Source organism: Streptomyces sennicomposti (assembly GCF_019890635.1).
Classification (GTDB): domain Bacteria; phylum Actinomycetota; class Actinomycetes; order Streptomycetales; family Streptomycetaceae; genus Streptomyces; species Streptomyces sennicomposti.
On sequence record NZ_JAIOAB010000010.1, the window covers coordinates 1 to 24,202 of the forward strand.

At 73.5% G+C, this 24,202-nt stretch carries 22 protein-coding genes; 8 read left to right on the forward strand and 14 right to left on the reverse strand.

The window, feature by feature from the left end; genetic code table 11:
• Positions 1–77: 77 nt before the first annotated feature.
• The 3 genes from K7787_RS08470 to K7787_RS08480 all read right to left on the reverse strand — a co-directional run bounded on the left by K7787_RS08470 (position 78) and on the right by K7787_RS08480 (position 2,172).
• On the reverse strand, positions 78–947 hold the full coding sequence (locus K7787_RS08470) for a YhjD/YihY/BrkB family envelope integrity protein (RefSeq protein ID WP_247720686.1): 870 nt from the start codon (positions 945–947) through the stop codon (positions 78–80).
• A gap of 144 nt (positions 948–1,091) precedes the next feature.
• The gene (locus K7787_RS32060) at positions 1,092–1,349 is read right to left on the reverse strand and encodes a DUF3040 domain-containing protein (RefSeq protein ID WP_019983631.1); all 258 of its coding nucleotides are present in this window, start codon (positions 1,347–1,349) and stop codon (positions 1,092–1,094) included.
• Positions 1,350–1,611: 262 nt separating this feature from the next.
• Positions 1,612–2,172 (reverse strand): hemerythrin domain-containing protein, encoded by a 561-nt coding sequence (locus tag K7787_RS08480; RefSeq protein ID WP_223000990.1) that lies wholly within the window; start codon positions 2,170–2,172, stop codon positions 1,612–1,614.
• 148 nt (positions 2,173–2,320) lie between these two features.
• Here K7787_RS08480 and qcrB point away from each other — a divergent pair, with 148 nt between their 5' ends.
• Entirely contained in the window at positions 2,321–3,964 is a 1,644-nt protein-coding gene (gene qcrB, locus K7787_RS08485; RefSeq protein WP_223000991.1) for a cytochrome bc1 complex cytochrome b subunit, read from the forward strand.
• 108 nt (positions 3,965–4,072) lie between these two features.
• Here qcrB and K7787_RS08490 read toward each other — a convergent pair whose 3' ends face one another.
• From K7787_RS08490 to hpnR, 4 genes are all read right to left on the reverse strand, one after another.
• Positions 4,073–4,561 carry an SPW repeat protein gene (locus tag K7787_RS08490; RefSeq protein ID WP_197073972.1) on the reverse strand — a complete coding sequence of 163 codons (489 nt, stop codon included), beginning with the start codon at positions 4,559–4,561 and terminating at the stop codon, positions 4,073–4,075.
• Between the two features lie 141 nt (positions 4,562–4,702).
• Complete coding sequence (gene ctaF, locus K7787_RS08495; RefSeq protein WP_009193055.1) at positions 4,703–5,095, reverse strand: aa3-type cytochrome oxidase subunit IV; 393 nt, start codon at positions 5,093–5,095, stop codon at positions 4,703–4,705.
• The gene (gene ctaD / locus K7787_RS08500; protein ID WP_164388787.1) at positions 5,092–6,810 is read right to left on the reverse strand and encodes an aa3-type cytochrome oxidase subunit I; all 1,719 of its coding nucleotides are present in this window, start codon (positions 6,808–6,810) and stop codon (positions 5,092–5,094) included. The genes ctaF and ctaD overlap by 4 nt, the downstream gene beginning before the upstream one ends.
• Positions 6,811–6,862: 52 nt before the next feature.
• Positions 6,863–8,383, reverse strand: a complete 1,521-nt coding sequence (gene hpnR, locus K7787_RS08505; protein ID WP_043262449.1) for a hopanoid C-3 methylase HpnR — start codon at positions 8,381–8,383, stop codon at positions 6,863–6,865.
• A 243-nt stretch (positions 8,384–8,626) separates the two neighbouring features.
• On the opposite strand from hpnR, the gene K7787_RS08510 reads away from it, so the two are divergent.
• Complete coding sequence (locus K7787_RS08510) at positions 8,627–9,763, forward strand: enolase C-terminal domain-like protein (protein WP_223000992.1); 1,137 nt, start codon at positions 8,627–8,629, stop codon at positions 9,761–9,763.
• Between the two features lie 314 nt (positions 9,764–10,077).
• Positions 10,078–10,293: a BBE domain-containing protein gene (locus tag K7787_RS08515; RefSeq protein ID WP_223000993.1), complete on the forward strand. Its 216-nt coding sequence runs from the start codon at positions 10,078–10,080 to the stop codon at positions 10,291–10,293.
• Positions 10,294–10,459: 166 nt separating this feature from the next.
• On the opposite strand, the gene K7787_RS08520 is transcribed toward K7787_RS08515, so the two are convergent.
• The gene (locus tag K7787_RS08520) at positions 10,460–10,654 is read right to left on the reverse strand and encodes an antitoxin (protein WP_223000994.1); all 195 of its coding nucleotides are present in this window, start codon (positions 10,652–10,654) and stop codon (positions 10,460–10,462) included.
• Positions 10,655–10,883: 229 nt separating this feature from the next.
• Between K7787_RS08520 and K7787_RS08525 the strand changes: the two genes are divergently transcribed.
• Complete coding sequence (locus K7787_RS08525) at positions 10,884–11,312, forward strand: hypothetical protein (protein WP_223000995.1); 429 nt, start codon at positions 10,884–10,886, stop codon at positions 11,310–11,312.
• A gap of 258 nt (positions 11,313–11,570) precedes the next feature.
• Here the strand turns inward: K7787_RS08525 and K7787_RS08530 are convergent, their stop codons facing one another.
• Both K7787_RS08530 and K7787_RS08535 read right to left on the reverse strand, forming a co-directional pair.
• Positions 11,571–12,050 carry an ATP-binding protein gene (locus K7787_RS08530; protein WP_223000996.1) on the reverse strand — a complete coding sequence of 160 codons (480 nt, stop codon included), beginning with the start codon at positions 12,048–12,050 and terminating at the stop codon, positions 11,571–11,573.
• A gap of 218 nt (positions 12,051–12,268) precedes the next feature.
• Positions 12,269–12,424 (reverse strand): DUF6131 family protein, encoded by a 156-nt coding sequence (locus K7787_RS08535; RefSeq protein WP_019983642.1) that lies wholly within the window; start codon positions 12,422–12,424, stop codon positions 12,269–12,271.
• Between the two features lie 201 nt (positions 12,425–12,625).
• Between K7787_RS08535 and K7787_RS08540 the strand changes: the two genes are divergently transcribed.
• On the forward strand, positions 12,626–13,024 hold the full coding sequence (locus K7787_RS08540) for a hypothetical protein (protein WP_223000997.1): 399 nt from the start codon (positions 12,626–12,628) through the stop codon (positions 13,022–13,024).
• A 64-nt stretch (positions 13,025–13,088) separates the two neighbouring features.
• Here K7787_RS08540 and K7787_RS08545 read toward each other — a convergent pair whose 3' ends face one another.
• Positions 13,089–13,889: a polysaccharide deacetylase family protein gene (locus K7787_RS08545; protein ID WP_223000998.1), complete on the reverse strand. Its 801-nt coding sequence runs from the start codon at positions 13,887–13,889 to the stop codon at positions 13,089–13,091.
• Positions 13,890–14,212: 323 nt separating this feature from the next.
• Between K7787_RS08545 and K7787_RS08550 the strand changes: the two genes are divergently transcribed.
• Positions 14,213–17,587 carry a pyruvate carboxylase gene (locus K7787_RS08550; RefSeq protein WP_223000999.1) on the forward strand — a complete coding sequence of 1,125 codons (3,375 nt, stop codon included), beginning with the start codon at positions 14,213–14,215 and terminating at the stop codon, positions 17,585–17,587.
• 196 nt (positions 17,588–17,783) lie between these two features.
• Here the strand turns inward: K7787_RS08550 and K7787_RS08555 are convergent, their stop codons facing one another.
• Positions 17,784–18,371 carry a TetR/AcrR family transcriptional regulator gene (locus K7787_RS08555; RefSeq protein ID WP_223001000.1) on the reverse strand — a complete coding sequence of 196 codons (588 nt, stop codon included), beginning with the start codon at positions 18,369–18,371 and terminating at the stop codon, positions 17,784–17,786.
• 82 nt (positions 18,372–18,453) lie between these two features.
• Between K7787_RS08555 and K7787_RS08560 the strand changes: the two genes are divergently transcribed.
• Positions 18,454–19,878, forward strand: coding sequence for an FAD-dependent monooxygenase (locus K7787_RS08560; protein ID WP_223001061.1), 1,425 nt, complete (start codon positions 18,454–18,456; stop codon positions 19,876–19,878).
• A gap of 16 nt (positions 19,879–19,894) precedes the next feature.
• Here K7787_RS08560 and K7787_RS08565 read toward each other — a convergent pair whose 3' ends face one another.
• Together K7787_RS08565 and K7787_RS08570 are read right to left on the reverse strand one after the other, a co-directional pair.
• Positions 19,895–21,160 carry an amidohydrolase gene (locus K7787_RS08565; protein ID WP_223001001.1) on the reverse strand — a complete coding sequence of 422 codons (1,266 nt, stop codon included), beginning with the start codon at positions 21,158–21,160 and terminating at the stop codon, positions 19,895–19,897.
• Between the two features lie 158 nt (positions 21,161–21,318).
• Positions 21,319–22,755, reverse strand: a complete 1,437-nt coding sequence (locus K7787_RS08570) for an amino acid permease (RefSeq protein WP_223001002.1) — start codon at positions 22,753–22,755, stop codon at positions 21,319–21,321.
• Positions 22,756–23,122: 367 nt separating this feature from the next.
• Between K7787_RS08570 and K7787_RS08575 the strand changes: the two genes are divergently transcribed.
• Positions 23,123–24,184 (forward strand): ABC transporter permease, encoded by a 1,062-nt coding sequence (locus K7787_RS08575; protein WP_197073974.1) that lies wholly within the window; start codon positions 23,123–23,125, stop codon positions 24,182–24,184.
• The last annotated feature ends 18 nt before the right edge of the window (positions 24,185–24,202 follow it).

A 24,202-nucleotide genomic window follows, 5' to 3' on the forward strand; every position in this document is an offset into this window, starting at 1 on the left:
GCTGTCCGGCACGCCCGCCCCGCTCGCGGACTACGTCTTCGACACCCCTCCGGCCCCCTGCGCGTCCCGCCCCGTCGTCACCGCAGGCGGGGCAGCCAGTGGTGCTCGCAGAACCAGCGGCCGAACATCGCGCCGCCGAAGACGACGAAGCCGACGCCGGTGAGCCACGACTCCACGACGAGGACGATCCCGACCGTGCCGTAGCTGACCGCGTTGTCGACGATGAGCGGGGTGAAGACCAGGTTGGAGAAGACGCGCAGCCCGCCGAGCCCCACCATGGTCGCGATCGCGCCCGGCAGCAGACGCCGCCAGGGGACCTGCCCGCCCAGCAGGAACCGCTGGCTCCACCAGAAGAACAGCGCGCCGGTGCTCGTGGACACCGCCACCCGCTCGAGGCCCTCGAACTGCTGCCGGTTCAGCACCTCCTGGTAGAGGTACGCCGTCATCACGGCCAGCCACGTCAGCTGCCGCCACACCCGGTGCCAGGGGCCGGGCGGCAGGCCCCAGATCCGTTCGTAGCCGTTCTGCACGCTGCCCGCGAAGGACACGCCGAACACGGCGAGCAGGACACCGCCCCAGACGCTGGTGGTGCTGATCACCTTGACCGGGGGACTGATGATGTCGGTCAGCACCCGCGCGGACCGGCCGGACAGCCCCATGCCGTCCACCAGCCAGTACGCGAAACCGCCCTCGCCCAGCGGATCGGCGGCGGCCACCACGATCAGCAGCGGCGCCAGCGTGACCAGCGAGAGGGTGGCGAACCCCATCGCGCGGTGCATCAGCTCCAGGTCGCGGCCCCGCCGGACCAGCGCGAACGCGCCGAGGCGGTCCTCCACGGCGAGCACGGTGCGCCGCAGCCGCGGGAAGCGGTGCCCCCCGATGTCCGCGCGCGAGGCCGTGGGCCCGCCGTCGTGCCCGGGCTCCTGGTGTCTGCTGTCACCGGTCATCCCGCCGCTCCTCGGGCTCCTCGGGGCCGCGGCCGTGCGGCGGATCGTCCGGTCGGGCGCGCCCGCGGTCCGGCGGCACCGCGTTCCCGCACAAACCGTAAGTCATCCGGACGCCGGTGACGTGCCCGGACGCGGGCGGCGTGCCTATCCGGACCCGGCCGGCTGCTCGGGGACCACCTGCGGTGGCCTGGGATGCTCGGTGGCCGCGCCGGAGGCCAGGGCGGAGGTGAGGGCGAGCAGCACGAAGACGATGGCGGCCAGGAGGTAGACGCGGCGGCGCGGTCCGGCGCGGGGCGGCCGGGGGGCGGTGATCTGCTCGAACGTCTCCAGCTTCTCCGCCAGCAGGGGGTCCTGCGTCACCAACTGCTTCTCGATCTGAGCGAGTTCGCGTTCGTAGTTCACGAGGGCTCCTTCGGATCCGGCGACAGGGCGGATACGGCGGTGCCTCCCGGCGCTCGGGCCGGGCGACGCCCGGCGCACGCGGGGGAGGCCGCCGCCCGGCCGGGGCCGATGCGGTCCGTAGCTCCGCAGTACCCCCGACGACGCCGGCCGACGCGGAATATCGCGCACCGGGCCGTCGGTCCCCGACGGCTGCTCGCGCCCACCGGGCCGTCGGGCCCCGCGGCGCGGCGTTCCCGCCCGCCGGGCACCCGTACGCCGTTCCTCACCCGCGCCCGCGCCGCGCCGACCGGTCCCGCAGCCGGTCCAGCGGTCCCCACACCTGCGCGGTGAGCCGTACCAGCGGGGCCGCGTCGGGGGCGGCGGGACGGGGCCGGGTCGGCGCGGCCGCCTCGGTCGCGCGGACCCGGTCGCCGAGGTCGCGCAGGACCTCCTGCGGACACCCGGCCTCCAGCCGCGGGAACAGCGTCTGCTCCTGCTCCACGAACTGCCGCGTCACCCGGGCGACCACCGCCACCAGGAGTTCCGTGAACTCCTCGCCCGCCGGGTCCGCCGCCGTCAGCGACGCGAGCAGCTCCTCGACCTCCCGGTGCGCGCGCAGCTCGCGCTCGGCCCGGGCGTCGCCGTCCGGCACATACCGGCGCACCGCCGGGTACAGCCAGGCCTTCTCGGCCACCGCGTGGCGCACCAGCGCGGCGGCCGCCCGCTCCACCAGGGCGGTGCGCTCCGCGCCGCCCGGGCGCGCGGCGCGGATGCGGTCGAACAGCGACCGGACGCGGGCGTGCTCCGCCGTCAGTTCCGCCACGACACCGCTTCGACCGTCCACACCGCGTCCTCACCGTCGCCGTGGCAATGGGGGTGCCCCCGGCACGCCTGCGCCGTGCGCGCGGGCCGCACACCCAAGATTGAAACACCCGGCGGTCCGGCACACCCGGTGGACGCCGGAGACGACACCCGAGGAGCGTGATGCGGCCGTGCTGACGCGGCGCCGCAAGGCGAGATTCCAGGCCCGGACCCGGCAGGCCGCCTTCCGGGCGTACGTCGTCGCCGACCGGCGCGCGCCCGTCTCCGAAATGGCCGGGCAACTGCTGCGCAAGGCCTTCCCCGACCACTGGTCCTTCCTGCTCGGCGAGATCGCCCTCTACAGCTTCGCCGCCCTGGTGCTGACCGGCTCGTTCCTCACGCTCTTCTTCGACCCGAGCCTGGCCGAGACGCCCTACCGCGGCGCGTACGGCCCCCTGCGCGGCCTGCTGGTCTCCCAGGCCTACGACTCCACCCTGTACCTCAGCTTCGAGGTGCGCGGCGGGCTGCTGATGCGGCAGATGCACCACTGGGCCGCACTGGTGTTCGTGGCGGCCATCGGGGCGCACATGCTGCGGATCTTCTTCACGGGCGCCTTCCGCAGGCCGCGCGAGACCAACTGGTTCGTGGGCGTCACCCTGTTCCTGCTGGCGCTCCTGGAGGGCTTCTGCGGCTACTCCCTGCCCGACGACCTGCTCTCCGGCACCGGTCTGCGCACCGCGAACTCCATCGTGCAGTCCGTCCCGGTCGTCGGCACGTATCTCGCCTACTTCGCCTGGGGCGGCCCCTTCCCGGGCCACCGGATCATCAGCCGGCTGTACATCGTGCACGTGCTGTTCGTGCCGGGCCTGATCATCGCGCTGATCGCCGTCCACCTGATCCTGGTGGTGTACCTCAAGCACACCCAGTGGTCGGGGCCGGGAAGGACCAACCGCAATGTGGTGGGGCCGCCCATGTTCCCGGCGTTCACCGCGAAGTCCACCGGACTGTCCCTGATGGTCTTCGGCGTCCTCGCCGTCGCGGGCGCGATCGCGCAGATCAATCCCATCTGGGCGTTCGGCCCGTACGTCCCCGACCAGGTGTCCACCGACGCGCAGCCGGACTGGTACGTCGGCTTCCTGGAAGGCGCGCTGCGCCTGATGCCCGGCGTCGAGTGGAACGTCGCCGGACACACCTTCATGTGGAACGTGCTGCTGCCGGCCGTGGTCCTGCCGGCGCTGCTGTTCCTGGTCCTCTACGCCTATCCCTCCTTCGAGCGCTGGATCACCGGCGACCTCGTCGAGCACCATCTGTGCGACCGGCCGCGCGACCGCCCGGTGCGCACCGGGCTCGGCGTCGCCGCGCTCGTCTGGTACGCCGTCCTGCTGCTGGCCGGCGGCAACGACGTCATCGCCTACGTCTTCCGTGTCTCCGTCAACGGCCTGACCTGGATCCTCCGGGTGCTGTTCTTCCTCGGCCCGGTCCTCGCCTTCCTGATCACCAAGCGGGTGTGCCTGGCGCTCCAGAGGCACGAGCGGCGGCTGCTGGAGGAGGGCGAGGAGACCGGCCAGGTGTACCAGGACCTGCCCGGCGGCATGTCCGAACGCCACACGGACGTCGATGCGCGGGACCGGTACAGGTTCCTCGTCCGGGACATCCCACTGCCCCTGGAACATCCGGGCCCCGGGGCCCCCTTGCGGCACCGGCTGCGGGCCGCGCTCAGCGCCTGGTACTACGGCGAACGCGTCGACGCGCCCACCACCGCCGAGGAACGGCTGCAGATCGCCGGCCGCACCGCCGACCCCGTGGCGGGCGGGAGCACCGCCCCGCGGGAGTGAGCGGACGGCCGCCCGCCGGGTCGCGGACGCCGCCTGCGGCGGACGGCCGGCCCGGCGGAGCGCCGTGCCCGTGCCCGGGGCACCGGCACGGCGGGCTCTCCCTCTGTGTCATCGGCGGCCCCGGTGGCCTTGACGCGCCACGCCGATGGTCAGCCCCATGGCCGCCAGGCCCAGCGCGGCGGTGATCGCGCCCACCCAGCAGTTGTTCCAGATGATGCCCGCCCGGGCGCTGTGCGTGAGGGTCACCACCCACGGGGAGATGAACAGCCACACGCCGAGCGGCACCAGCGCCCACGACAGCCGGAACATGCGCTCCGGGGCGAGGGCCAGACCGAGCCCGATCAGGCCGATGGTGATGCCCACGATCAGGTTGTTGACGGTGATGGCCGGCTGGATCGCGAAGTGCACGACCCAGGGGGAGATCGCCGCGTACAGACCGGTCAGGAGGATGAGACCTTCGATGGCGATCGCCGGGCCGCTCGACGCGGTGCGTTCGAGCCGCTCGCGCATCTCGGCCATCTCGGGATGCGAGTGCATCATCTCCGGATGGGTGGTGCTGCCCACGTCACTGGAGCTGGAGCGATGTGGATACGACATTGCTGTCGTCTCCTCTCCAAAAGGGTTCCTTTGCCTTGTGCAAGGGTTCCCCCGTGCGGGTGATTTATGCCCCTTTTATGTAGATTTTGGGGTTGAGTTTCAGGGCTCGCGGCATCCGTAGCCCTCCCGGCGCACCCCGCGTCAGCGGTCGTCGCGGTCCGCGAACTCCAGCACCATGCCGAGCAGTCCGATCGCCAGGACGCCGATCCCGATCATGAACAGCCAGAAGCCGTAGACGACGCCGACGGCGCAGAGCGTCACGCCGGCCGCGGTCACCACCGGGTTGCGGCTGTGCGGCGGGAAGAAGTCGAGCCGGCCGCTGCGCTCGTGGACCTCCCCGTCCTGCCGGTCCTCCGGACGCGGCCCCTTGCGCCGGTGGTTGACCAGGCAGAAGAACGCGATCACCGACGCCATGAAGCACGACACGGTCAGCGCGGCGATGCCGGCCGGCTCCCGCGCGAACCAGATGTAGGCCACGTCGGTGAGCAGGAAGAACACGGCCACACCGGCGAAGAGGTACGCCTCGGATTTCATTCGCTCTGCTTCCCCAGGGTGTCGGGAGTGGGCTCGACCGTCCCGTGCTCGGCCCCCGGCAGCTCCCGCAGGACCGCCGGATGGTGCAGGTCGAAGGCCGGCGAGTCGGACCGTACGCGCGGCAGCGCGGTGAAGTTGTGCCGCGGCGGGGGACAGGAGGTCGCCCACTCCAGCGATCTGCCGTACCCCCAGGGGTCGTCCACCTCCACCCTCGGCGCGTGCCGGGCGGTCTTCCACAGGTTGTACAGGAACGGCAGGGTGGACAGGCCGATCAGGAACGCGCCGATCGAGGACACCATGTTGAGCGCGGTGAACCCGTCGGCGGCCAGATAGTCGGCGTAGCGGCGCGGCATGCCCATCTCGCCCAGCCAGTGCTGCACCAGGAACGTCGTCTGGAAGCCGACGAACAGCGACCAGAAGTGGATCTTCCCCAGCCGCTCGTCCAGCAGCTTGCCCGTCATCTTCGGCCACCAGAAGTAGAACCCGCCGAAGGTGGCGAACACGATCGTCCCGAAGAGCACGTAGTGCAGATGGGCCACGATGAAGTAGCTGTCGGTCAGATGGAAGTCCAGCGGCGGCGAGGCGATCAGGACGCCGCTGAGCCCGCCGAGCAGGAAGGTCACCAGGAAGCCCATGCACCACAGCATCGGCGTCTCGAAGGACAGCGACCCCTTCCACATGGTGCCGATCCAGTTGAAGAACTTCACCCCGGTGGGCACCGCGATCAGGAACGACATCACCGAGAAGAACGGCAGCAGCACCCCGCCGGTGGCGAACATGTGGTGCGCCCAGACGGTGGCCGACAGCATGGTGATCGCGATGGTCGCCCCCACCATGCCCGCGTAGCCGAAGATCGGCTTGCGGCTGAAGACCGGGATGATCTCCGTGACGACGCCGAAGAACGGCAGCGCCACGATGTAGACCTCCGGATGGCCGAAGAACCAGAACAGGTGCTGCCACAGCAGCGCGCCGCCGTTGGCCGGGTCGTAGATGTGGGCGCCGAGCTTGCGGTCCGCCTCCAGGGCCAGCAGCGCCGCCGTCAGCACCGGGAAGGCCAGCAGCACCAGGATCGAGGTGAACAGCACGTTCCAGGTGAAGATCGGCATCCGGAACATCGTCATCCCGGGGGCGCGCAGGCACAGGATCGTGGCGATGAAGTTCACGGCGCCGAGCGTGGTGCTCAGGCCCGCGACGACCAGCCCCATCGCCCACAGGTCGCCGCCGTGGCCGGGACTGTGCTCGGCCCGGCTCAGCGGCGTGTAGGCGAACCAGCCGAACGGCGCCGCCCCCTCGTCCACCGCGAACCCGGACACCACCGTCACCCCGCCGAACAGGAAGAACCAGTAGGTGAGCGCGTTCAGCCGGGGGAAGGCGACGTCCGGGGCGCCGATCTGCAGCGGCATCACCGCGTTGGCGAACCCGGCGAACGTCGGCGTCGCGAACAGCAGCATCATGATCGTGCCGTGGATGGTGAACAGCTGGTTGTACTGCTCCTGGTCCATGATCTGCAGCCCGGGACGCGCCAGTTCGGCCCGCATCAGCAGCGCCATCACACCGGCCGCCAGGAAGAAGGCGAACGACGTGACCAGGTACAGATGACCGATCTTCTTGTGGTCGGTCGTGGTCAGATAGTCCCGGATCGTCTCCCCGGTACGGCCCCGCGGCGGCCGTGCGGTCCGCTGCGGGGCGGCCAGGCCGGGGTGTGTCTGCGACATGAGCGCCCTCCACGTGCTGAATCCGCGACTCGTCTCACTGCGTCCGGTCGGCTCACTGCGTCCGGTCGGCCGCGCCGCCGGCCGGGCGCGCGGCAGGCCCGGAACGGGGCGCCGGACCGGTGTGGATGTACAGCTCCCGGCGGTCGCCGACGGGCGCCGCGGGCGGCAGCGGGAGCCGGTAGCGGACGGGACGGCCGTGGTCGGCGAGCTGCCGCCGCGGGTTGTAGACGCGGTGGAACTTCCACAGCATCCGGGCGAAGTTGGTCTGGCCGTGCGCCAGCCGGTCCGCCAGGATGCGGGCCGCGCCGAACGCCGTGCGCAGACCGAGGTGTTTGCGGTGGATGACGGACTGGGTGCGCACCAGCTCCTCGTAGAACCGCGCCAGGGGCAGCGTGGTGGGCACCACCGCGTGCTGGATGTCGAACAGCCGGTAGTCCCGCGTCGTCAGCCGGCGCGACTCGGTGCGCCAGATCTCCGTGCCCGGATACGGCGTCATCACCGTCAGGTGCACGATCTCCGGCACGGACAGCGCGAACTCCCGCACCAGCCGGAAGCGTTCGGCGTCCCACGCCGGGTCCACGATCAGATTGACCGCCACGTTGATCCCGAGCCGCCGCGCCGTCTCCAGCGCGCGCAGATTGTCGTCGGGGTCGACCCGCTTGCGGAACCGGTCGAGCCCCTCGGCGTCCAGCGCCTCCATCCCGAGGAACATGTAGCGCAGCCCCAGCCGGGTCCAGCGCTCGAACACCTCGGTGTTGCGCAGCAGCACGTCGGCGCGGGTCTCCAGGTAGTACTGCTTGCGGATACGGCGCCGCTCCAGCTCGGCGGCGATGGCGTCGCCGTGCTCGGGCCGGATGAAGGCCACGTCGTCCACGACGAACACGTTGGGCTCGGCGATGGACGCCAGCTCCGCGGCGGCGGCCTCGGGGCTCGCCTTGCGGTAGCTGCGGCCGTAGAACGTCCACGCGGAGCAGAACGAGCAGTCCCAGGGGCAGCCGCGGGTGAACTCGATGGAGGCGCACGGGTCGAGTTCGCCGATGAAGTAGCGGCGCCGGTGGCGCATCAGGTCGCGCGCCGGGCGCGGCTCGTCGATGCCGTGCAGCATGCGCGGGGGCGGCCCGTGCCCGTCGGCGGTCACCACGCCCGGCACCTGGCCGAGGCCGCCGTCCGTCACCGCCGCCAGCAGCGGCGCCATGGCCGGCTCGCCCTCGCCGCGCACCACCGCGTCCACGGCGCCCTCGGCCTGGCGCAGCACGTCGTCGGCCACGAAGGAGACGCTGTGCCCGCCGAAGAACACGAAACACCCGGGCACCGCGCGCTTGATCGCCCGGGCCAGGTCGATGGCCTCGGGGATGTTGGCCAGGTAGTTCAGCCCGAAGCCGACCGCCTGCGGCCGGAACGCGTGCACGATCCGGCGCAGCTCCTTGTGCCCGAGGACCTGCAGATCGACCACCCGCACCTGGTGCCCGGCGGCACGGGCCGCGGCGGCCACCCGCTCCAGACCGAGCGGCTCCAGCCTGAGGAAGATCTCCGAGTACATCAGGGGGCTGGGATGGACGAACAGGACGCGCATGGTTTCACCTCGGGTTCCGCGGCGGAAACGGGGAAGCGGCCCCCGGTGCTGACCAATGGGGTCCCGCTCTGCGCGCCGCCCCATGCGGACGTTCGGCCGCCTGCGCCGCACCTTCCGTCTCACGAGTGACCCGCGGCGGCACAGCGGCCCGACGCCCACCCGGTTTACGGACCCCCGCACGGGTCACCCAAGGTGACGACCGAGGCTGTCGGCGGTGACAGCGGTGACGGCGAAGGAGTACGCATGGCACGGGTGCCCGGTCCCGACCGCCCGATCGACGCCGTGGACGTCCACGCCTTCACCCTGCCCACCGACGGACCGGACGGCGCCGAGCAGGACGGCACCCTGGAGTGGGACTCCACCACCATGATCCTGGTGCGGGTGCACGCCGGCGGACGGACCGGCCTCGGCTACACCTACGGAGACGTCTCGGTCGCCGCCTTCCTCTCCGGCGCCGTCGCCCCGCTGCTCCGGGGGCGCAGCGCCGTCGCCCCGCCCGCCCTGCGGGAACTGACGGGCCGCCGGATCCGCAACGCCGGCCGGCCCGGCGTCGGGGCCATGGCAGCCTCCGCCGCGGACATCGCCCTGTGGGACCTCAAGGCCAGGCTGCTGGACCTGCCGCTGGTCCACGTGCTGCCCGCCCACCACGACCGGGTCCCCGTCTACGGCAGCGGCGGCTTCACCAACTACTCCCTCGACCGCCTCGCCGGCCAGCTCGCCGGCTGGACGGAACAGGGCATCGGCCGGGTGAAGCTGAAGACCTCGCGCGATCCGCGGCGCGACCCCGAGCGGCTCACCGCGGTCCGCGCGGCGGTCGGCGACGCCACCGAGATCCTCACCGACGCCAACGGGGCGCTCGGCCGCAAGGAGGCGCTGTACTGGGCGCACCGCTTCCACGACGAGTGGGACGTGCGCTGGTTCGAGGAGCCGGTCAGCTCGGCCGACATCGAGGGCCTGCGCATGCTGAGCGAGCGGGGACCGGCGCGCCTGGAGATCGCCGCGGGGGAGTACGCCTACACCACACGCGACTTCGTCAACCTGGTCGCCGCTGGCGCGGTGGACTGCCTCCAGGCGGACGTCACCCGCTGCGGCGGGATCAGCGCTCTGCTGGAGGTCGCGGGACTGGCGTCGGCCCACCACCTGGACCTGTCCGCGCACTGCGCGCCCGCGGTCTCCGCCCACGCCTTCTGCGCCGTGCGCCGGCTGCGGCACCTGGAGTACTTCCACGACCACGTCCGGTTCGAGCGCCTGGTGTTCGACGGCGTCCTGTCCCCGGCCGACGGCGCACTGCGGCCCGACACCGGCCGGCCCGGCCTCGGCCTCGACGTCCGGTGGGCGGACGCCGAACCCCACCGCGTGTACGGCGAGCGCCCCGCCTGACGGCGGCGCACGGGCCCGCAGGGCGTCGGCGCCCCCGCTCGACGCGTGGCGCCGACGGTCCGGCGACAGCCTGCCGCTGAGGGGCAGCCACGTGTCCGACGCCGTGCTCGACCCGCTGCTGCGGCTGCACCCGACCACCCCGACCCCGTTCAGCGAACCGCATCTGCACCAGCTCGGCGGCGCCTTCGCCCGGGTGCCCGCCGACGCCACCGCGTTCGGCAGACGCGACGCGAGCGTGCTGTGCGACGTGATCGCGCGGTCCCCGACGGCGGCGGGCTTCGAGGGCGGCGGGCTTCGAGGGCCACGCGGCGTGGGTGCGCGCGGCCCGCCGGGAGATCACCGCCCACGGCGACGGCGGCCTGTACGTCGACTTCACCGGCGACGCCGGCGAGGACAAGGTGCGCGCCGCCTACCCGGACGCCGTCCACCGGCGGCTCGTCGAGGTCAAGGACGCCTACGACCCGGCGAACATGTTCCGCCTCAACCAGAACATCCGCCCGTCGGCGGGCCTGACGGCGACGGGCCGGTGACCCCGCCCGCCGGACGCGCCCACGCGTCGTGCCCGGCCCGCACGGAAGCGGACCGGGCACGACACGGGCGCCGACGGCTCACCCGGACCGGGCGCGGCAGGGCGCCGGGCGTCCGCACCGGGCCCGGGACGCGGGGCCGGTTCTCAGCGGCCGGGCGCGTGGCGCGTCACCGCGTCGGCTGGTCCGGGCCCCGGTCCTGGTCGCCCAGTTGCTGCTTCATCCTGTCCTGAGCCGTGTCGACCTGGCTGCGGTACTTGCCCTGGGTGCGTTCGTCGACGTAGTCACCGCCCTTGTCGATGCCCTTGCCGGCCTGCTCCTCGTGCCCCTTCAGCAGGCCCTTGAGCTTGTCCATCATGCTCATCGTGCACTCCTTCGCGGCGTCGTTCCCTCCCAGAATGGCCGACCGCGCGACCCCCCGCACCCGCAGACCGTACGGCCGCCCCGGCCCCCTGCGGGACCGGTCGCACCGCCGGCCGGCGGTGGCCGCGGCCCGCCTGCGGGCCGGCCCGGGAACCCGGCGGCGGGCGGGCGGACTTGACAGCGCCGGAGAGCGGAGTTTGCCGACGGAACGAGGGGCAAGGCGGTGCTACATGACGGAATCCAACGGCAGCACATCCAACGGCAGTACCGACCAGAAGAACACCGCCGCGAAGGCCCGGCGGGCCGCGGACAAGGCGACCGTGCCGGCCGCCCGGGCCGCCGACGCGGCGACGGCGAAGACGGACACCGCGGCCTCGGCCGCCAAGGCGGGCGCGGCGAAGGCCGCCGAGGCGACCAGCGGCGTCGCGCAGAGCGCCGCCAAGGGCGTCGCTGCGGGCCGCCAGGCCGTCGTCGCGGCCTCCGGGCAGGTCGCGGCCACCGCCCGCACGGCGTGGACGCTGATCGCCCAGCGCAAGATCGTCGCCGCGGGCCTCGGCGGCGGCGTCGCCGCCCTCAGCGCGGCCTCGTACGCGCTGGGCCGCCGGGCGGGCCGCCGCACCCAGGGCCCCCTCACCCGGCTCACCGGCGGACGGATCTGACCACGCCCGGCCACCGGGCGCACGGGCCGGGCGACACGGGACGGCGGACCGCGAGAAGCGGTCCGCCGTCCCGTGCCGTGTACCGGGTCGACCGGCCCACGCCGAGACCCGAGAGCCGAGGACCAGGTCACCGAAGACCCGGAGACCGAGGAGCCGGAATGCCGAAGCCCGGTCACCGCGGCCCTCGGCACCGAAGACCCGGTACGCCCGCCGCGCTGTCATCACGGCCGGGACGCACCGGGTCGGGACATGCCGAAGTCACCCCGTCGGCGAGACGGGAGACATGAGCAACTGAGCGGTGACCTGCTTGCCGAGCGCACGGTCGGTGACGGTCAGGCAGTGGCTGACCGCCTTGACGATCTCCAGGCCGTGACCGCCCACCCGGCGGCCGTCGTGCGGCCGGGGCCGGGGCGGCCGGGGCGAGGTGTCCCACACGCTGATCTGCACCAGCCCGCTGTCGGGCCACACCTCCAGGCGCAAGCCGCAGGCTCCGGGAGCGTGTCGTATGACATTGGTGATCAGCTCGCTGACCACCAGTTGCGCGTCCTGAGCCACGCGACGGGGGACGGTGATGCCGCCGGTGGCGCAGACACGGTCCAGGAAGCTGCCGACTGCCGCACGAGCCTCGGCCGCACTGATCGCCCCACTGTCCCAGTGGGCGTGCCAGCGCAGCGCGACACCCGTGTTCCTGTTCCGGTCCGGCCCATCCGACGCCTTCTGCCTAAGCGGGACGGCCATGTGGTTGCCTCAAAGTGTCACAGTGTGTTACTGCTCTTCCGCCTGTGCGGCTACCCCGCCCCGCGCGGAATAGACCGTTCACGATCCATTCACGGCGCCCGAATTCCGGATCGGGGGTGCGAGCAGGGCGAACGGCCCCGCGCCGGGGCGCGGAGCCGTTCGCTGTCGGTCGGGTACGGTGCCCGGTGCCGGGCCGGAAACGAGTGCCGTCCGGTCGGTCACCAATAGTGGCGATGGCCGGCCACCGCATGCCCCGTGCTGCCCAGCAGCCACAGGACCGCGCCGACCACGGCCAGGATGATGCCGATGGTCCAGAGGATGGAAATGCCGGTGACGAATCCGACCACCAGCAGAATGACACCGAGGACGATCATGACCGCCTCCGTATGAGGGGGTTGGTGCTCCTTCCACTGTGCACCCAAATCGGCCACAAATCCTCTCTCGGTGTACGTGACAATCGCCCGGCCACGGGTACGCGCCTCTCGGAACGAAGCCGGACGAGCCGGATGAGCCGGATGAAACGGAAAAAGCCGCCGGACACGGCCCGGCGGTCGTCTCCCGCGGAGGTGCCTTCGGTGCGGACAGGACTGCTGCGCGTGGTCGGGGCGGCGACGACCGTCTACGGAGTGACGGCCGTCCGCCGGCCGGACTGGCTGGCCCGCCCGGTGGGGATGGCCGGCGAACAGGGCGGGACCCACCCGTACACCGCCATGGCTCTGCGTCCGCTGGCCTGGCGCGACGCGGCCGGTGGCCTGGCGATGCTCCTCGCCCCGGCGGGACCGGCCCTGGTCACCGCGGCGGCCGTGCGCATCGCCTCGGACGTCGGCGACGCCGTGCTGTTCGGCCGTACCGTCACCGGCCGGGTCCGCCGGGCCGGCGCGGTCGCCAGCGCCCTCGGGTGGGCCGCCCTGACGGCCGCGGCCCTGGCCGGCGGCCGTCCCGATACGACGACGGCGGCGGCCCGTCCGGCCTGAGGCCCCCTCACCACCGCCCCGCCGGACCGGCCGCCCCCGCTCAGCGCACCGGGAACCCGGAGCTTCAGCGCACCGGGAAACCGAAGGAGTACCCCTGCTGCTTCAGCCACGGCAGCACCTCGCGCAGCGCGGCCACGGTCTGCGAGCGGTCCCCGCCCGCGTCGTGGAACAGCACGGTCGGACCGTTGGCGATCTCCTGCTTCACGGTGGCGACGATGGCCGCCGCGCCCGGCCGCTCGAAGTCCTTGGAGTCGACGTTCCAGCCCAGCGGCCGCATCCCGTGGGAGGCGGCCAGCGAGCGGCTGTACGGGGTGAACGCGCCGCCCGGAGCCCGGTAGTACATCGGCCGGACGCCCCCCGACGCCTCGGTGATCATGCCCTCGGCGTCGAGGATCTGCTGCGACTGGTACGCCTCGGACTTGTGGTCCATGGCGGTGTCGTGCGACACCGTGTGGTCGCACAGCCGGTGCCCGGCCGCCACGACCGCCTTCACCAGATCGGGGTGCGCCTTCGCCTGCGGGCCCACCATGCAGAACGTCGCCTTCACCCCGTACTCCCGCAGCACCTGGAGCACCTGCGGGGTCCAGGTGGGGTCCGGGCCGTCGTCGATGGTGATGTTGACGCCCCGCTCGCCCCGGTCGGAGGCGTGCGCGATGGTCACCGCCACCTTGGCCGCCCCGCCCCCCTGCGCGCCCGGCGTCCCCGCGGCCGACGCGGCCGGACGTCCCGCCGCGCCCGCCGCGTCACCGCCCCCGGAGGGGTCGGCCTGCGCGGTCCACACCGACGCGGCGGTGGCCACCGCGGTCACCCCGAGCGCCGCCGCGAGCACCCGACCGTGCCATCCCCGTCCGTTGTGCCGTGCCATGTCCCCGCCCCGCTTCTCGCCAGTCCGTGTCCGTAGCGCGCGCCTTGCGGGCACGCGCACTTCTGAGGACGGCGGAAACCCCCTCGGGGATCCCGCTGTTACCGATCACTGACAATTCCGCGGACGACCGGGCGCCGAACGGCCCGCCACCGCCTGACACACCGTCGCGATCCGCGCCGTTCGCACCGGTTCGCACCGAGTACGGACCCCCGGCGCACCACCGCACGGGGGAGACACCGGCGTGAGTGGCCCGGCTCACATGGCGTCACGGGGGTGTCGCCGACACCATGGTCCTCGTCACCGGCAGGCCGAAGGGATCCAGGATGTTCCGCAAGGTACTGGTCGCCAACCGCGGCGAGATCGCGATTCGCGCGTTCCGCGCCGGCTACGAGCTGGGAGCGCGCACCGTCGCCGTCTTCCCCCACGAGGACCGCAACTCGCTGCACCGGCTCAAGGCCGACGAGGCCTACGAGATCGGCGAGCCCGGCCACCCGGTGCGCGCCTACCTGTCGGTGGACGAGATCGTCCGCGCGGCCCGCCGGGCGGACGCCGACGCCGTCTACCCCGGCTACGGCTTCCTGTCGGAGAACCCCGAGCTGGCGCGCGCCTGCGCCGAGGCCGGCATCACCTTCGTCGGGCCGGACGCCGACATCCTGGAGCTGACGGGCAACAAGGCCCGCGCGGTGGCGGCGGCCCGCGCGGCCGGGGTCCCGGTGCTCGGCTCCTCCGCGCCCTCCACCGACGTGGACGAACTGGTCCGCGCCGCCGACGAGATCGGCTTCCCCGTCTTCGTCAAGGCCGTCGCCGGCGGCGGCGGACGCGGCATGCGGCGGGTCGAGGACCCGGCCGTGCTGCGCGAGTCCATCGAGGCCGCCTCCCGCGAGGCGGCGTCCGCCTTCGGCGACCCGACCGTCTTCCTGGAGAAGGCCGTCGTCGAACCCCGCCACATCGAGGTGCAGATCCTCGCCGACGGCGAGGGCGACGTCATCCACCTCTTCGAGCGCGACTGCTCCGTGCAGCGCCGCCACCAGAAGGTCATCGAACTCGCCCCCGCCCCCAACCTCGACCCCGCCCTGCGCGACCGGATCTGCGCCGACGCCGTCCGCTTCGCCCGCGAGATCGGCTACCGCAACGCCGGCACCGTGGAGTTCCTCCTCGACCGCGACGGCAACCACGTCTTCATCGAGATGAACCCGCGCATCCAGGTCGAGCACACCGTGACCGAGGAGGTCACCGACGTCGACCTGGTCCAGGCCCAGCTGCGCATCGCCGCCGGCGAGACCCTGGCCGACCTGGGTCTGTCCCAGGACACCGTGCGGCTGCGCGGCGCGGCCCTGCAGTGCCGTATCACCACCGAGGACCCCGCCAACGGCTTCCGCCCGGACACCGGCCGGATCAGCGCCTACCGCTCACCGGGCGGCTCCGGCATCCGCCTGGACGGCGGAACCACCCACGCCGGCACCGAGATCAGCGCCCACTTCGACTCCATGCTGGTCAAACTCACCTGTCGCGGAAGGGACTTCAAGGCCGCCATCGGCCGGGCCCGGCGCGCGGTCGCCGAGTTCCGCATCCGCGGCGTCGCCACCAACATCCCCTTCCTCCAGGCCGTCCTGGACGACCCCGACTTCCAGGCCGGGCGGGTCACCACCTCGTTCATCGAGCAGCGCCCGCACCTGCTCACCGCCCGCACCTCCGCCGACCGCGGCACCAAACTGCTCACCTACCTCGCCGACGTCACCGTCAACAAGCCGCACGGCGAACGCCCCGAGACCGTCGACCCGGTCACCAAGCTGCCGCCGCTGCCCGCGGGCGAGCCGCCCGCCGGCTCCCGGCAGCGCCTGATCGAACTCGGCCCCGAGGGGTTCGCCCGCGCGCTGCGCGAGTCGCCCGCCCTCGGCGTCACCGACACCACCTTCCGCGACGCCCACCAGTCCCTGCTCGCCACCCGGGTGCGCACCAAGGACCTCCTCGCCGTCGCGCCCGTCGTCGCCCGCACCCTGCCCGGACTGCTCTCCCTGGAGTGCTGGGGCGGCGCCACCTACGACGTCGCCCTGCGCTTCCTCGCCGAGGACCCCTGGGAGCGGCTGGCGGCGCTGCGCGAGGCGGTGCCCAACATCTGCCTCCAGATGCTGCTGCGCGGCCGCAACACCGTGGGCTACACGCCCTACCCGACCGAGGTCACCGACGCCTTCGTCCAGGAGGCCGCCGCCACCGGCATCGACGTCTTCCGCGTCTTCGACGCCCTCAACGACGTGGGCCAGATGCGGCCCGCCATCGACGCCGTACGGGCGACCGGCACCGCCGTCGCCGAGGTCGCCCTGTGCTACACCGCCGACCTGTCCGACCCCGCCGAGCGCCTCTACACCCTGGACTACTACCTGCGCCTGGCCGAGCAGATCGTCGAGGCCGGCGCACACGTGCTGGCCGTCAAGGACATGGCCGGGCTGCTGCGCGCGCCCGCCGCGGCCACGCTGGTCTCGGCGCTGCGCCGCGAGTTCGACCTCCCCGTCCATCTGCACACCCACGACACCGCGGGCGGCCAGCTCGCCACCTACCTCGCCGCGATCCAGGCCGGCGCCGACGCGGTGGACGGCGCGGTCGCCTCGATGGCCGGCACCACCTCGCAGCCCTCGCTGTCCGCGCTGGTCGCCGCCACCGACCACTCCGAACGGCCCACCGGCCTGGACCTGAAGGCGGTCGGCGACCTGGAGCCGTACTGGGAGGGCGTCCGCAGGATCTACGCGCCCTTCGAGGCGGGCCTCGCCTCCCCGACCGGCCGCGTCTACCACCACGAGATCCCCGGCGGCCAGCTGTCCAACCTGCGCACCCAGGCGGTCGCGCTCGGCCTCGGCGACCGCTTCGAGGAGATCGAGGCGATGTACGCCGCCGCCGACCGCATCCTCGGCCGCCTGGTCAAGGTCACCCCCTCCTCCAAGGTGGTCGGCGACCTCGCCCTGCACCTGGTCGGCGCCGGGGTCGCCCCGGAGGACTTCGAGCGCTCGCCCGACCGGTTCGACATCCCCGACTCCGTCATCGGCTTCCTGCGCGGCGAGCTGGGCACCCCGCCCGGCGGCTGGCCCGAGCCGTTCCGCACCAGGGCGCTCAAGGGCCGCGCACCGGCCAAGCCCGTGCGGGAGCTGACCGACGAGGACCGCGACGGCCTGGAGAAGACCCGCCGCACCACGCTGAACCGGCTCCTGTTCCCCGGCCCCACGCGGGAGTTCGAGACCCACCGCCAGACCTACGGCGACACCGGCGTCCTGGACAGCAAGGACTTCTTCTACGGCCTGCGCCCCGCCAAGGAGTACGCCGTCGATCTGGAGCCGGGCGTACGGCTGCTGATCGAGCTGCAGGCCGTGGGCGAGGCCGACGAGCGCGGCATGCGGACCGTGATGGCCACCCTCAACGGCCAGTTGCGGCCGATCCAGGTGCGCGACAGGGCGGCCGCCTCCGACGTCCCCGTGACGGAGAAGGCCGACCGGACGAACCCGGGCCATGTGGCGGCGCCGTTCGCCGGTGTGGTGACGCTCGCGGTCGCCGAGGGCGACGAGGTGACGGCCGGGGCGACGGTCGCCAGCATCGAGGCGATGAAGATGGAGGCCGCCATCACCGCCACCAAGGACGGCCGGGTGGGCCGCCTCGCCATCAACCGCATCCAGCAGGTGGAGGGCGGCGACCTGCTGATCGAGATCGCCTGACCCGACCCTCCCGCACGACCCGGCCCAGGGGCGCCGGCCACCGGAAACGGCGGCGGGCGCCCCTTCGCGCGCCCGCCGCCGGGAGCCGCACGCCATCAGGAGTGGCCCTCGTCAGGAGCCGCCTGCCGTCAAGGGCGGTTCGCCGTCAGAAGCCGCCCGCCGTCAGAAGCCGCCCGCCGTCAGGAGCCGCCCGCCGTCAGGAGTCGCCGGCCGGGATGTCCCGGCCGTTCAGCGCCCGGTAGGCGAACCGGGTGATCACCTCGACGGCCTCGTCCTCGGGGATGTCCGGCCACAGCTGGCCGAGGCTGTCGAACATCGAGGCCAGCAGGGTCAGGGCGACGTCGGGGGAGGCCGGCAGGTCCGGGATGTGGCTCAGATGGCCGCGCAGATCCTCGAACTGGGTGCGCCGCCAGTGCCGCAGGGTGCGGGCGAAGTTCTCGTCGACCAGCGCCGCCTGCTGGAGCGCGAGCATGGTCGCCGCGTGCTCCCGGTACACCCGCGCGTAACCGGCGACGTGGTCGCGGATCGCCTGCGGGTCGGTGAAGTCGGCCTTGTGCTCGGGGCGGGCCGCCTGGCGGTCGCCCGCCTCGGAGACCTCCGCGAGCAGCGCCTCCAGCAGCTCTTCCTTGCCCGCGAAGTGGGTGTAGAACGACCCCGCCGACCGGCCGGCCTCCGCCGTGATGTCGGTGATCTTGGTGTTCAGATACCCGCGCGTGGCGAACAGGTGCCTGGCCGCCGCCAGCAACGCGGCCCTGGTGTCGGCCGCCTGCGCCGCCCGTTTCACATGATCCTCCTCGCCCTTCTTGACAGCGCACGCTAGCAGCCCCCACGATGAATCTAAATTCAGTGAATGGAGATTCAATATGTTGCGAGTGCTGGTCGCCGGCGCCGGACCCACCGGTCTCACCCTCGGCATCGACCTGGCCCGCCGGGGCGTGAAGGTGCGGATCGTGGATAAGGCGGAGAGGTTCTTCGACGGCTCGCGCGGCGACGGGATCCAGCCGCGCACCCTGGAGGTCTTCGACGACCTCGGCGTCCTGGACGCCGTCCTGAAGGAGGGCGCGCCGCCCGCCCCGATCCGCGTCCACCTCGACGGCCGCCCGGCGGGCGTGCGCTGGATGTTCGAGCCGCGCGAGCCCCGCCCGGACGTGCCGTACCCGAACGCCTGGGTGCTCGGCCAGTCCCAGCTGGAGGGCATCCTGCGCGCCCGGCTCGCCGAGTTCGGCGTACAGGTGGAGCCGGGCGTCGCGCTCGTCGGGCTGGAGCAGGACGACGAGCAGGTCACCGCCCGCCTGTCCACCGGCGAGAGCGCCCGCTTCGACTACCTGGTCGGCGCGGACGGCGGCGCGAGCCTCGTCCGCAAGGCGATCGGCGTGCCCTTCCCGGGCACCACCGACGAGACCTTCCGGGTCCTGGTCGGCGACGTGACCGCCCCGGACCTCGACCCCGCCTTCGGCCACTGGTTCGCGGCGGCCGGCGACCCCATGTCCGGCATCGTCATGACCCCGCTGCCCGGCACCGGCATGTTCCAGTACGCCACCGTGCTCGGCGCGGGCGACGACGCCTCCCTGGCCACCATGCAGGCCGCCCTGGACCGGGTCTCCTCCGGTGTGCGCCTGACCGGGCACGGCTGGGCGACGGTCTGGCGGCCCAACGTACGGCTCGCCGAGCGCTACCGGGCCGGCCGGGTCTTCCTCGCCGGCGACGCCGCGCACGTCCACCCGCCCACCGGCGGCCAGGGCATGAACACCGGCGTCCAGGACGCCTACAACCTCGGCTGGCGACTGGCCGCCGAGACCGGCCTCGACCGCTACGAGACCGAGCGGCGCGCCGTCGCCGCCCGCGTCCTCGGCATCAGCACCGCACTGCTCGACCGCTACGCCGAGGGCCACGAGGACGCCTACCGGCGCGGCGAGGAGGGCTTCGGCCTCGACATCACCTACCGCGCCCCCGACGCCACCGGCGCCCTCGTCACCGGCGACCGCGCCCCCGACGCCCCGCTGCGCGACGCGTCCGGCGCCCCCGTCCGCCTCTTCGACCTCTTCCGCGGGCCGCACTTCACCCGCCTGGTCTTCGGCGGCGGCACACCCGACGCGGCCACGCCGGACCCACGTGTCCCGGCCGCGTCCGGCACACCGCACACCTGGATCGTGCTGCGCCCCGGCGAAGAGGCCCCGGCCGGCGCCGACGGCGCCCGCGTCGTCGTGGACGCCGACGGGCACGCGTACGCCGCCTACGCCGCCGCCCCGGGCGACGTCGTCCTGGTCCGCCCCGACGGCTACCTGGCCTGACCCTCGGGGCGCGCCCTCACCCGGCGGCCGGGGCGTCGCCCTGCCCCAGCCACTCCCGGGCGGCCGCGGTCAGCGCGGTGATCCCGGTGGTCAGGGTCGGCTCGACCACCGGGGCGAAGTGGGGGGAGTGGTTGGAGGGCTGCCGGCGCGCCACGTCGGCCAGCTCCTCGAAGGTCCGCGCCGAGGCGAAGGCGACCGGGTCCGCGCCGCCCAGCAGCCAGTAGACGCAGGGCGCACCGGCCGCCTCGGCCAGCACCCCGACGTCCTCGCTGCCGGTGGCGGGACCCGGGTCCACCAGACGCCCGGCGCCGAGCGCCCCGGTCAGCGCCGCGCTCGTGCGCTCGCAGGCCGCGGGGTCGTTGACGACCGCCGGGAACGACTCGGTGCGCACGATCTCCGGCTCGCGCGGCGCGCCCGAGGAGACCGCCTCGGCCCGGACGATCCGCTCCACGGCCGCCAGCACGCCCTCGCGCACCCCGGGCTCGAAGGTGCGGATGCTCAGCAGCAGCTCCGCCCGGTCCGGGATGATGTTGGGCTTGGTCCCGGCGTGCAGCGCCCCCACGGTGACGACGGCGGTGGAGGTCCCGGCCACCTCCCGGGAGACGACGCCCTGCAGCCGCATCACCGTCGCCGCGGCCATGACCACCGGGTCGACGCAGGCCTCCGGCCGCGAGCCGTGGCCGCCGCGGCCGTGCAGCACGACGCGCAGCGAGTCGGAGGCGGCGAACGCCGGACCGGGGTGCAGCCCGAGATAGCCGGCCGGCAGCGGCGCCACATGCTGGCCGAGCACCGCCTCGGGCCGCCCGAACCGCTCGAACAGCCCGTCGTCGATCATCGCCCGGGCGCCCTGGCCCATCTCCTCGGCGGGCTGGAACACCAGCAGCACAGTGCCCCGCCAGGAGGCCCGGTCCGCCGCGAGCGCGGCCGCCGCGCCGAGCAGGCACGTGACGTGCATGTCGTGGCCGCAGGCGTGCATGAGGGGCACCGGGCGGCCCTCGCCGTCCGTGGTCCGCGCGGTGCTGGCGTAGGGCAGGGCGGTCTGCTCCTCCACCGGCAGGGCGTCCATGTCGGCGCGCAGCGCGACCACGGGCCCGTCGCCGTTGCGCAGCACCCCCACCACGCCCGTGCCGCCGACCCCCTCGGCGGTCTCGTACCCGGCGGCGCGCAGCCGCTCGGCCACGATCCGCGCGGTGCGGTGCTCGGCGAAGGCCAGCTCGGGATGGGCGTGCAGATCGCGGTAGAGGTCGGCGAGGTCGCCGTGCGGGGATGCGGTGCGGGGCATCGTGCCACCTTCCGGTGCTCGGGGCCGGCGGCGCCGCCGTGCGGACGCGCCGCCAGGTGCCCAAGATAACCAGTGGACGATCTTCCGGTCCGCTCCGGCTCCCGCCCGCCGGCCGAGCCCCGTGGCCGGGTCGGCCGGTCAGCCGGTCGGCCGGTCGGTCAGCCCGCGGTGCGCCGCTTGCGGCCCGCCAGCACGGCGTAGACCACGACGCCGACGAACAGGAACAGCACGCCCTGGTACACCGCCGCGTACCCGGCGCCCGCCACCAGCCACAGCGAGAACGCCGCCGCGACCGCGGCCACCACCAGGTCCCGCGCCAGCCGCGCCGGGTTCACCAGCTCGCGCCGCCCGGAGACCAGGTGCATGAGCTGCGCGGCCGAGGCCAGCAGATACGGCACGGTCGCCGTGAACGTCGTCACCAGCACCAGGACCTGGAAGACCCGGGCCGAGCCCGACGTGTAGTTGTAGACGGTGAGCAGCGAGGCCAGCACCACGGTCACGCCCACGCCGACCGTCGGCACGCCCCGCCGCCGGCGCGCGAACACGGCCGGGAACAGCCCGTCGCGGGCCGCGGCGTACGGGGTCTGCGCGCTCAGCAGCGTCCAGCCGTTGAGGCAGCCGGTCATCGACACCAGCGCGGCCGCCGCGACGGCCCAGCCGCCCCAGCTGCCGCCGAACATCGCGTTCACCGCGTCCGAGAAGGGCGCCGCGGAGGTCACCAGCCGGTCGTGGGCCACCGTGCCGAAGACGGACAGCGTGCCCAGCAGATAGACCAGGGCCGCGCCCGCGGTGCCGATCACGGTGGCGCGCCCCACGTTGCGCCGCGGGTTCTTGACCTCGCCCGCGCTCACCGCGGCCGACTCCACCCCGAGGTAGGAGAACAGCAGCAGCGCGGCGGAGGCGGAGACGGCGCCGATCGGGCCCTGCCCGCTCGCGTTGAACGGCCCGAGGTTGTCCGGGTCGAAGAAGAACAGCCCGCCCACCGCGACGAGCAGCAGCGGCACGAACTTCAGCACCGTCGAGACCAGCTGCACCGCGCCCACGTAACGGGTGCCGGCGAAGTTGGCGAGCGCGGGCAGCCACTGGATCGCCAGGGCCGCCAGACACGCCGACCAGCGGTGGCCGCCGACCGGGATCAGCACGTCGAGGTAGCCGACGGCGGCGACGGCGAGCGCGGCGTTCGACACCCAGGTGGTGATCCAGTACGCCCACGCGGCGAGGAAGCCGGCGAAGTCGCCGAAGGCCTCGCGGGCGTAGACGTAGGGGCCGCCGGTGCGCGGATCGCGCTGCGCGAGCCGGCCGAAGACCAGGGCCAGCGCGATGGCGCCGGCGGTCAGGACGCCGAAGGCGACCAGGCTGACCGTGCCGTACGGGGCGACGGAGGCGGGCAGCAGGAAGATGCCGCCGCCGATGATGTTGCCCATGACCAGGGCGGTGGCGACGGGCAGTCCGAACCGGCGGGCGTGCCGGCCGGCGCCGGAAGCGTCCTGGCCAGGGATGCCGGGGGAGTCCTGGCCACGGGGGCCGGGGGCGGGGGCCGCAGAGGGGTCCTGCGGGGCCGGAGCCTGCTGCGCGGCGGTCCCGGTGACGTGCATGGGGTGGTGCGCCTCTCATCGAACTGGTGTCCAGGATCGCCGGACGGACCCCATGGTCCGGCATCTGCCGCAGTGGTGCCAAATCGGACATTTTTCTTCCGCGAGGTCTGGTGCGGTACGGGAAAAAGTGCGCCGCCGGGCCCGGCGGGCCGGGAATCCTTCGGGCGGGGGAGGCGTCGACCAGGGCGGGAAGCCGTCGGCGTCCTGGCCGGAGAGCTGTCGGCGTCCGGGCCGGGGAGCCGTCGGCGGCCGGGCGCGATCGACGGCTCGCGGCGGGGCGGGAGCGCGGCGGGAGCGTCCCTCTTCGGGCGCGGCGGGAGTGTCCCCGGCAGGTGGAGTGCAGGCGGAATGATCTAGCGTGGGCGCTATGTCAGAGTTGCCGCACGGCGAACACGGCCGCCCGCCCACCCCGGCCCAGCGGTGGGCCGCCTTCCGCGCCTCGCCGTTCCTGCCCGCGACCGTCCTGACGCTCATCCTGGCCGCCGCGGCCGGCCTCTTCGCCGGCTCCTACACCTACGCCATGGCCAACCCCACCCCGCACACCATCCCCACCGCCGTCGTCGGCGCCTACGACCAGCCGCAGGGGCGGCGCTTCATCGCCGGGATGGAGAAGGCACTGGCCGCCTCCCTGCAACTGCACGCCTACGACGACCGGGCCGCCGCCGAGACCGACGTGGACGACCAGCGGGTGTTCGCCGTGCTGGAGATCCCCACGGCCGGCGACACCGTCGTCCTCGACGTCTCCGGGGCCTCGGGGGCCACGGTCGCCCAGGTGCTGGAGGAGGCGGCGCAACAGGTCGGCAAGGCCACCGGCACACCCGTCACGATCCGCGACCTCAAACCGCTCCAGAAGGGCGACCCGCGCGGCCTGGCGATCTTCTACATCTCGCTCGCCGCCGTGATCATCGGCTTCGTCGGCGCCATCCAGCTCAGCGTGCACGCCCGCGCGCTCAACCCCTTCGAGCGCATCCTCTTCACGGTGGCCTACGCCCTGCTCGGCGGGTTCGTGATCGCCGCGGTGGTGGACTGGATGCTGGGCGCGGTGAACCTGCCGTTCGTCGAGTCGTGGATGATCCTCGCACTGACGATGTTCGCCTCCGGCATGGTCTTCACCATGTTCAACACCCTCTTCGGCCGGTGGGCCATGCTGCCGACCTGGGGACTGATGGTGCTGCTCGGCAACCCCTCCTCGGGCGGCGCGGTGTCCTGGCCGCTGCTGCCCTCCCCGCTCGGCGTCATCGGCCAGTGGCTGCCGCCGGGGGCCTCGGTGAACGCGCAGCACACCGCCGTGTACTTCGCCGGCCACCAGCACGCCTTCCCCTTCCTGGTGCTGGCGGCCTGGGCCGTCGTCTCCTGCGCGGTCTTCTGGTTCTGGCGCCACCGCCACCCCGGCGGCCGCGCCGCCGCCCCCGCCCACGCCGCACCCTGAACCCGCGCTCGCCCGCTC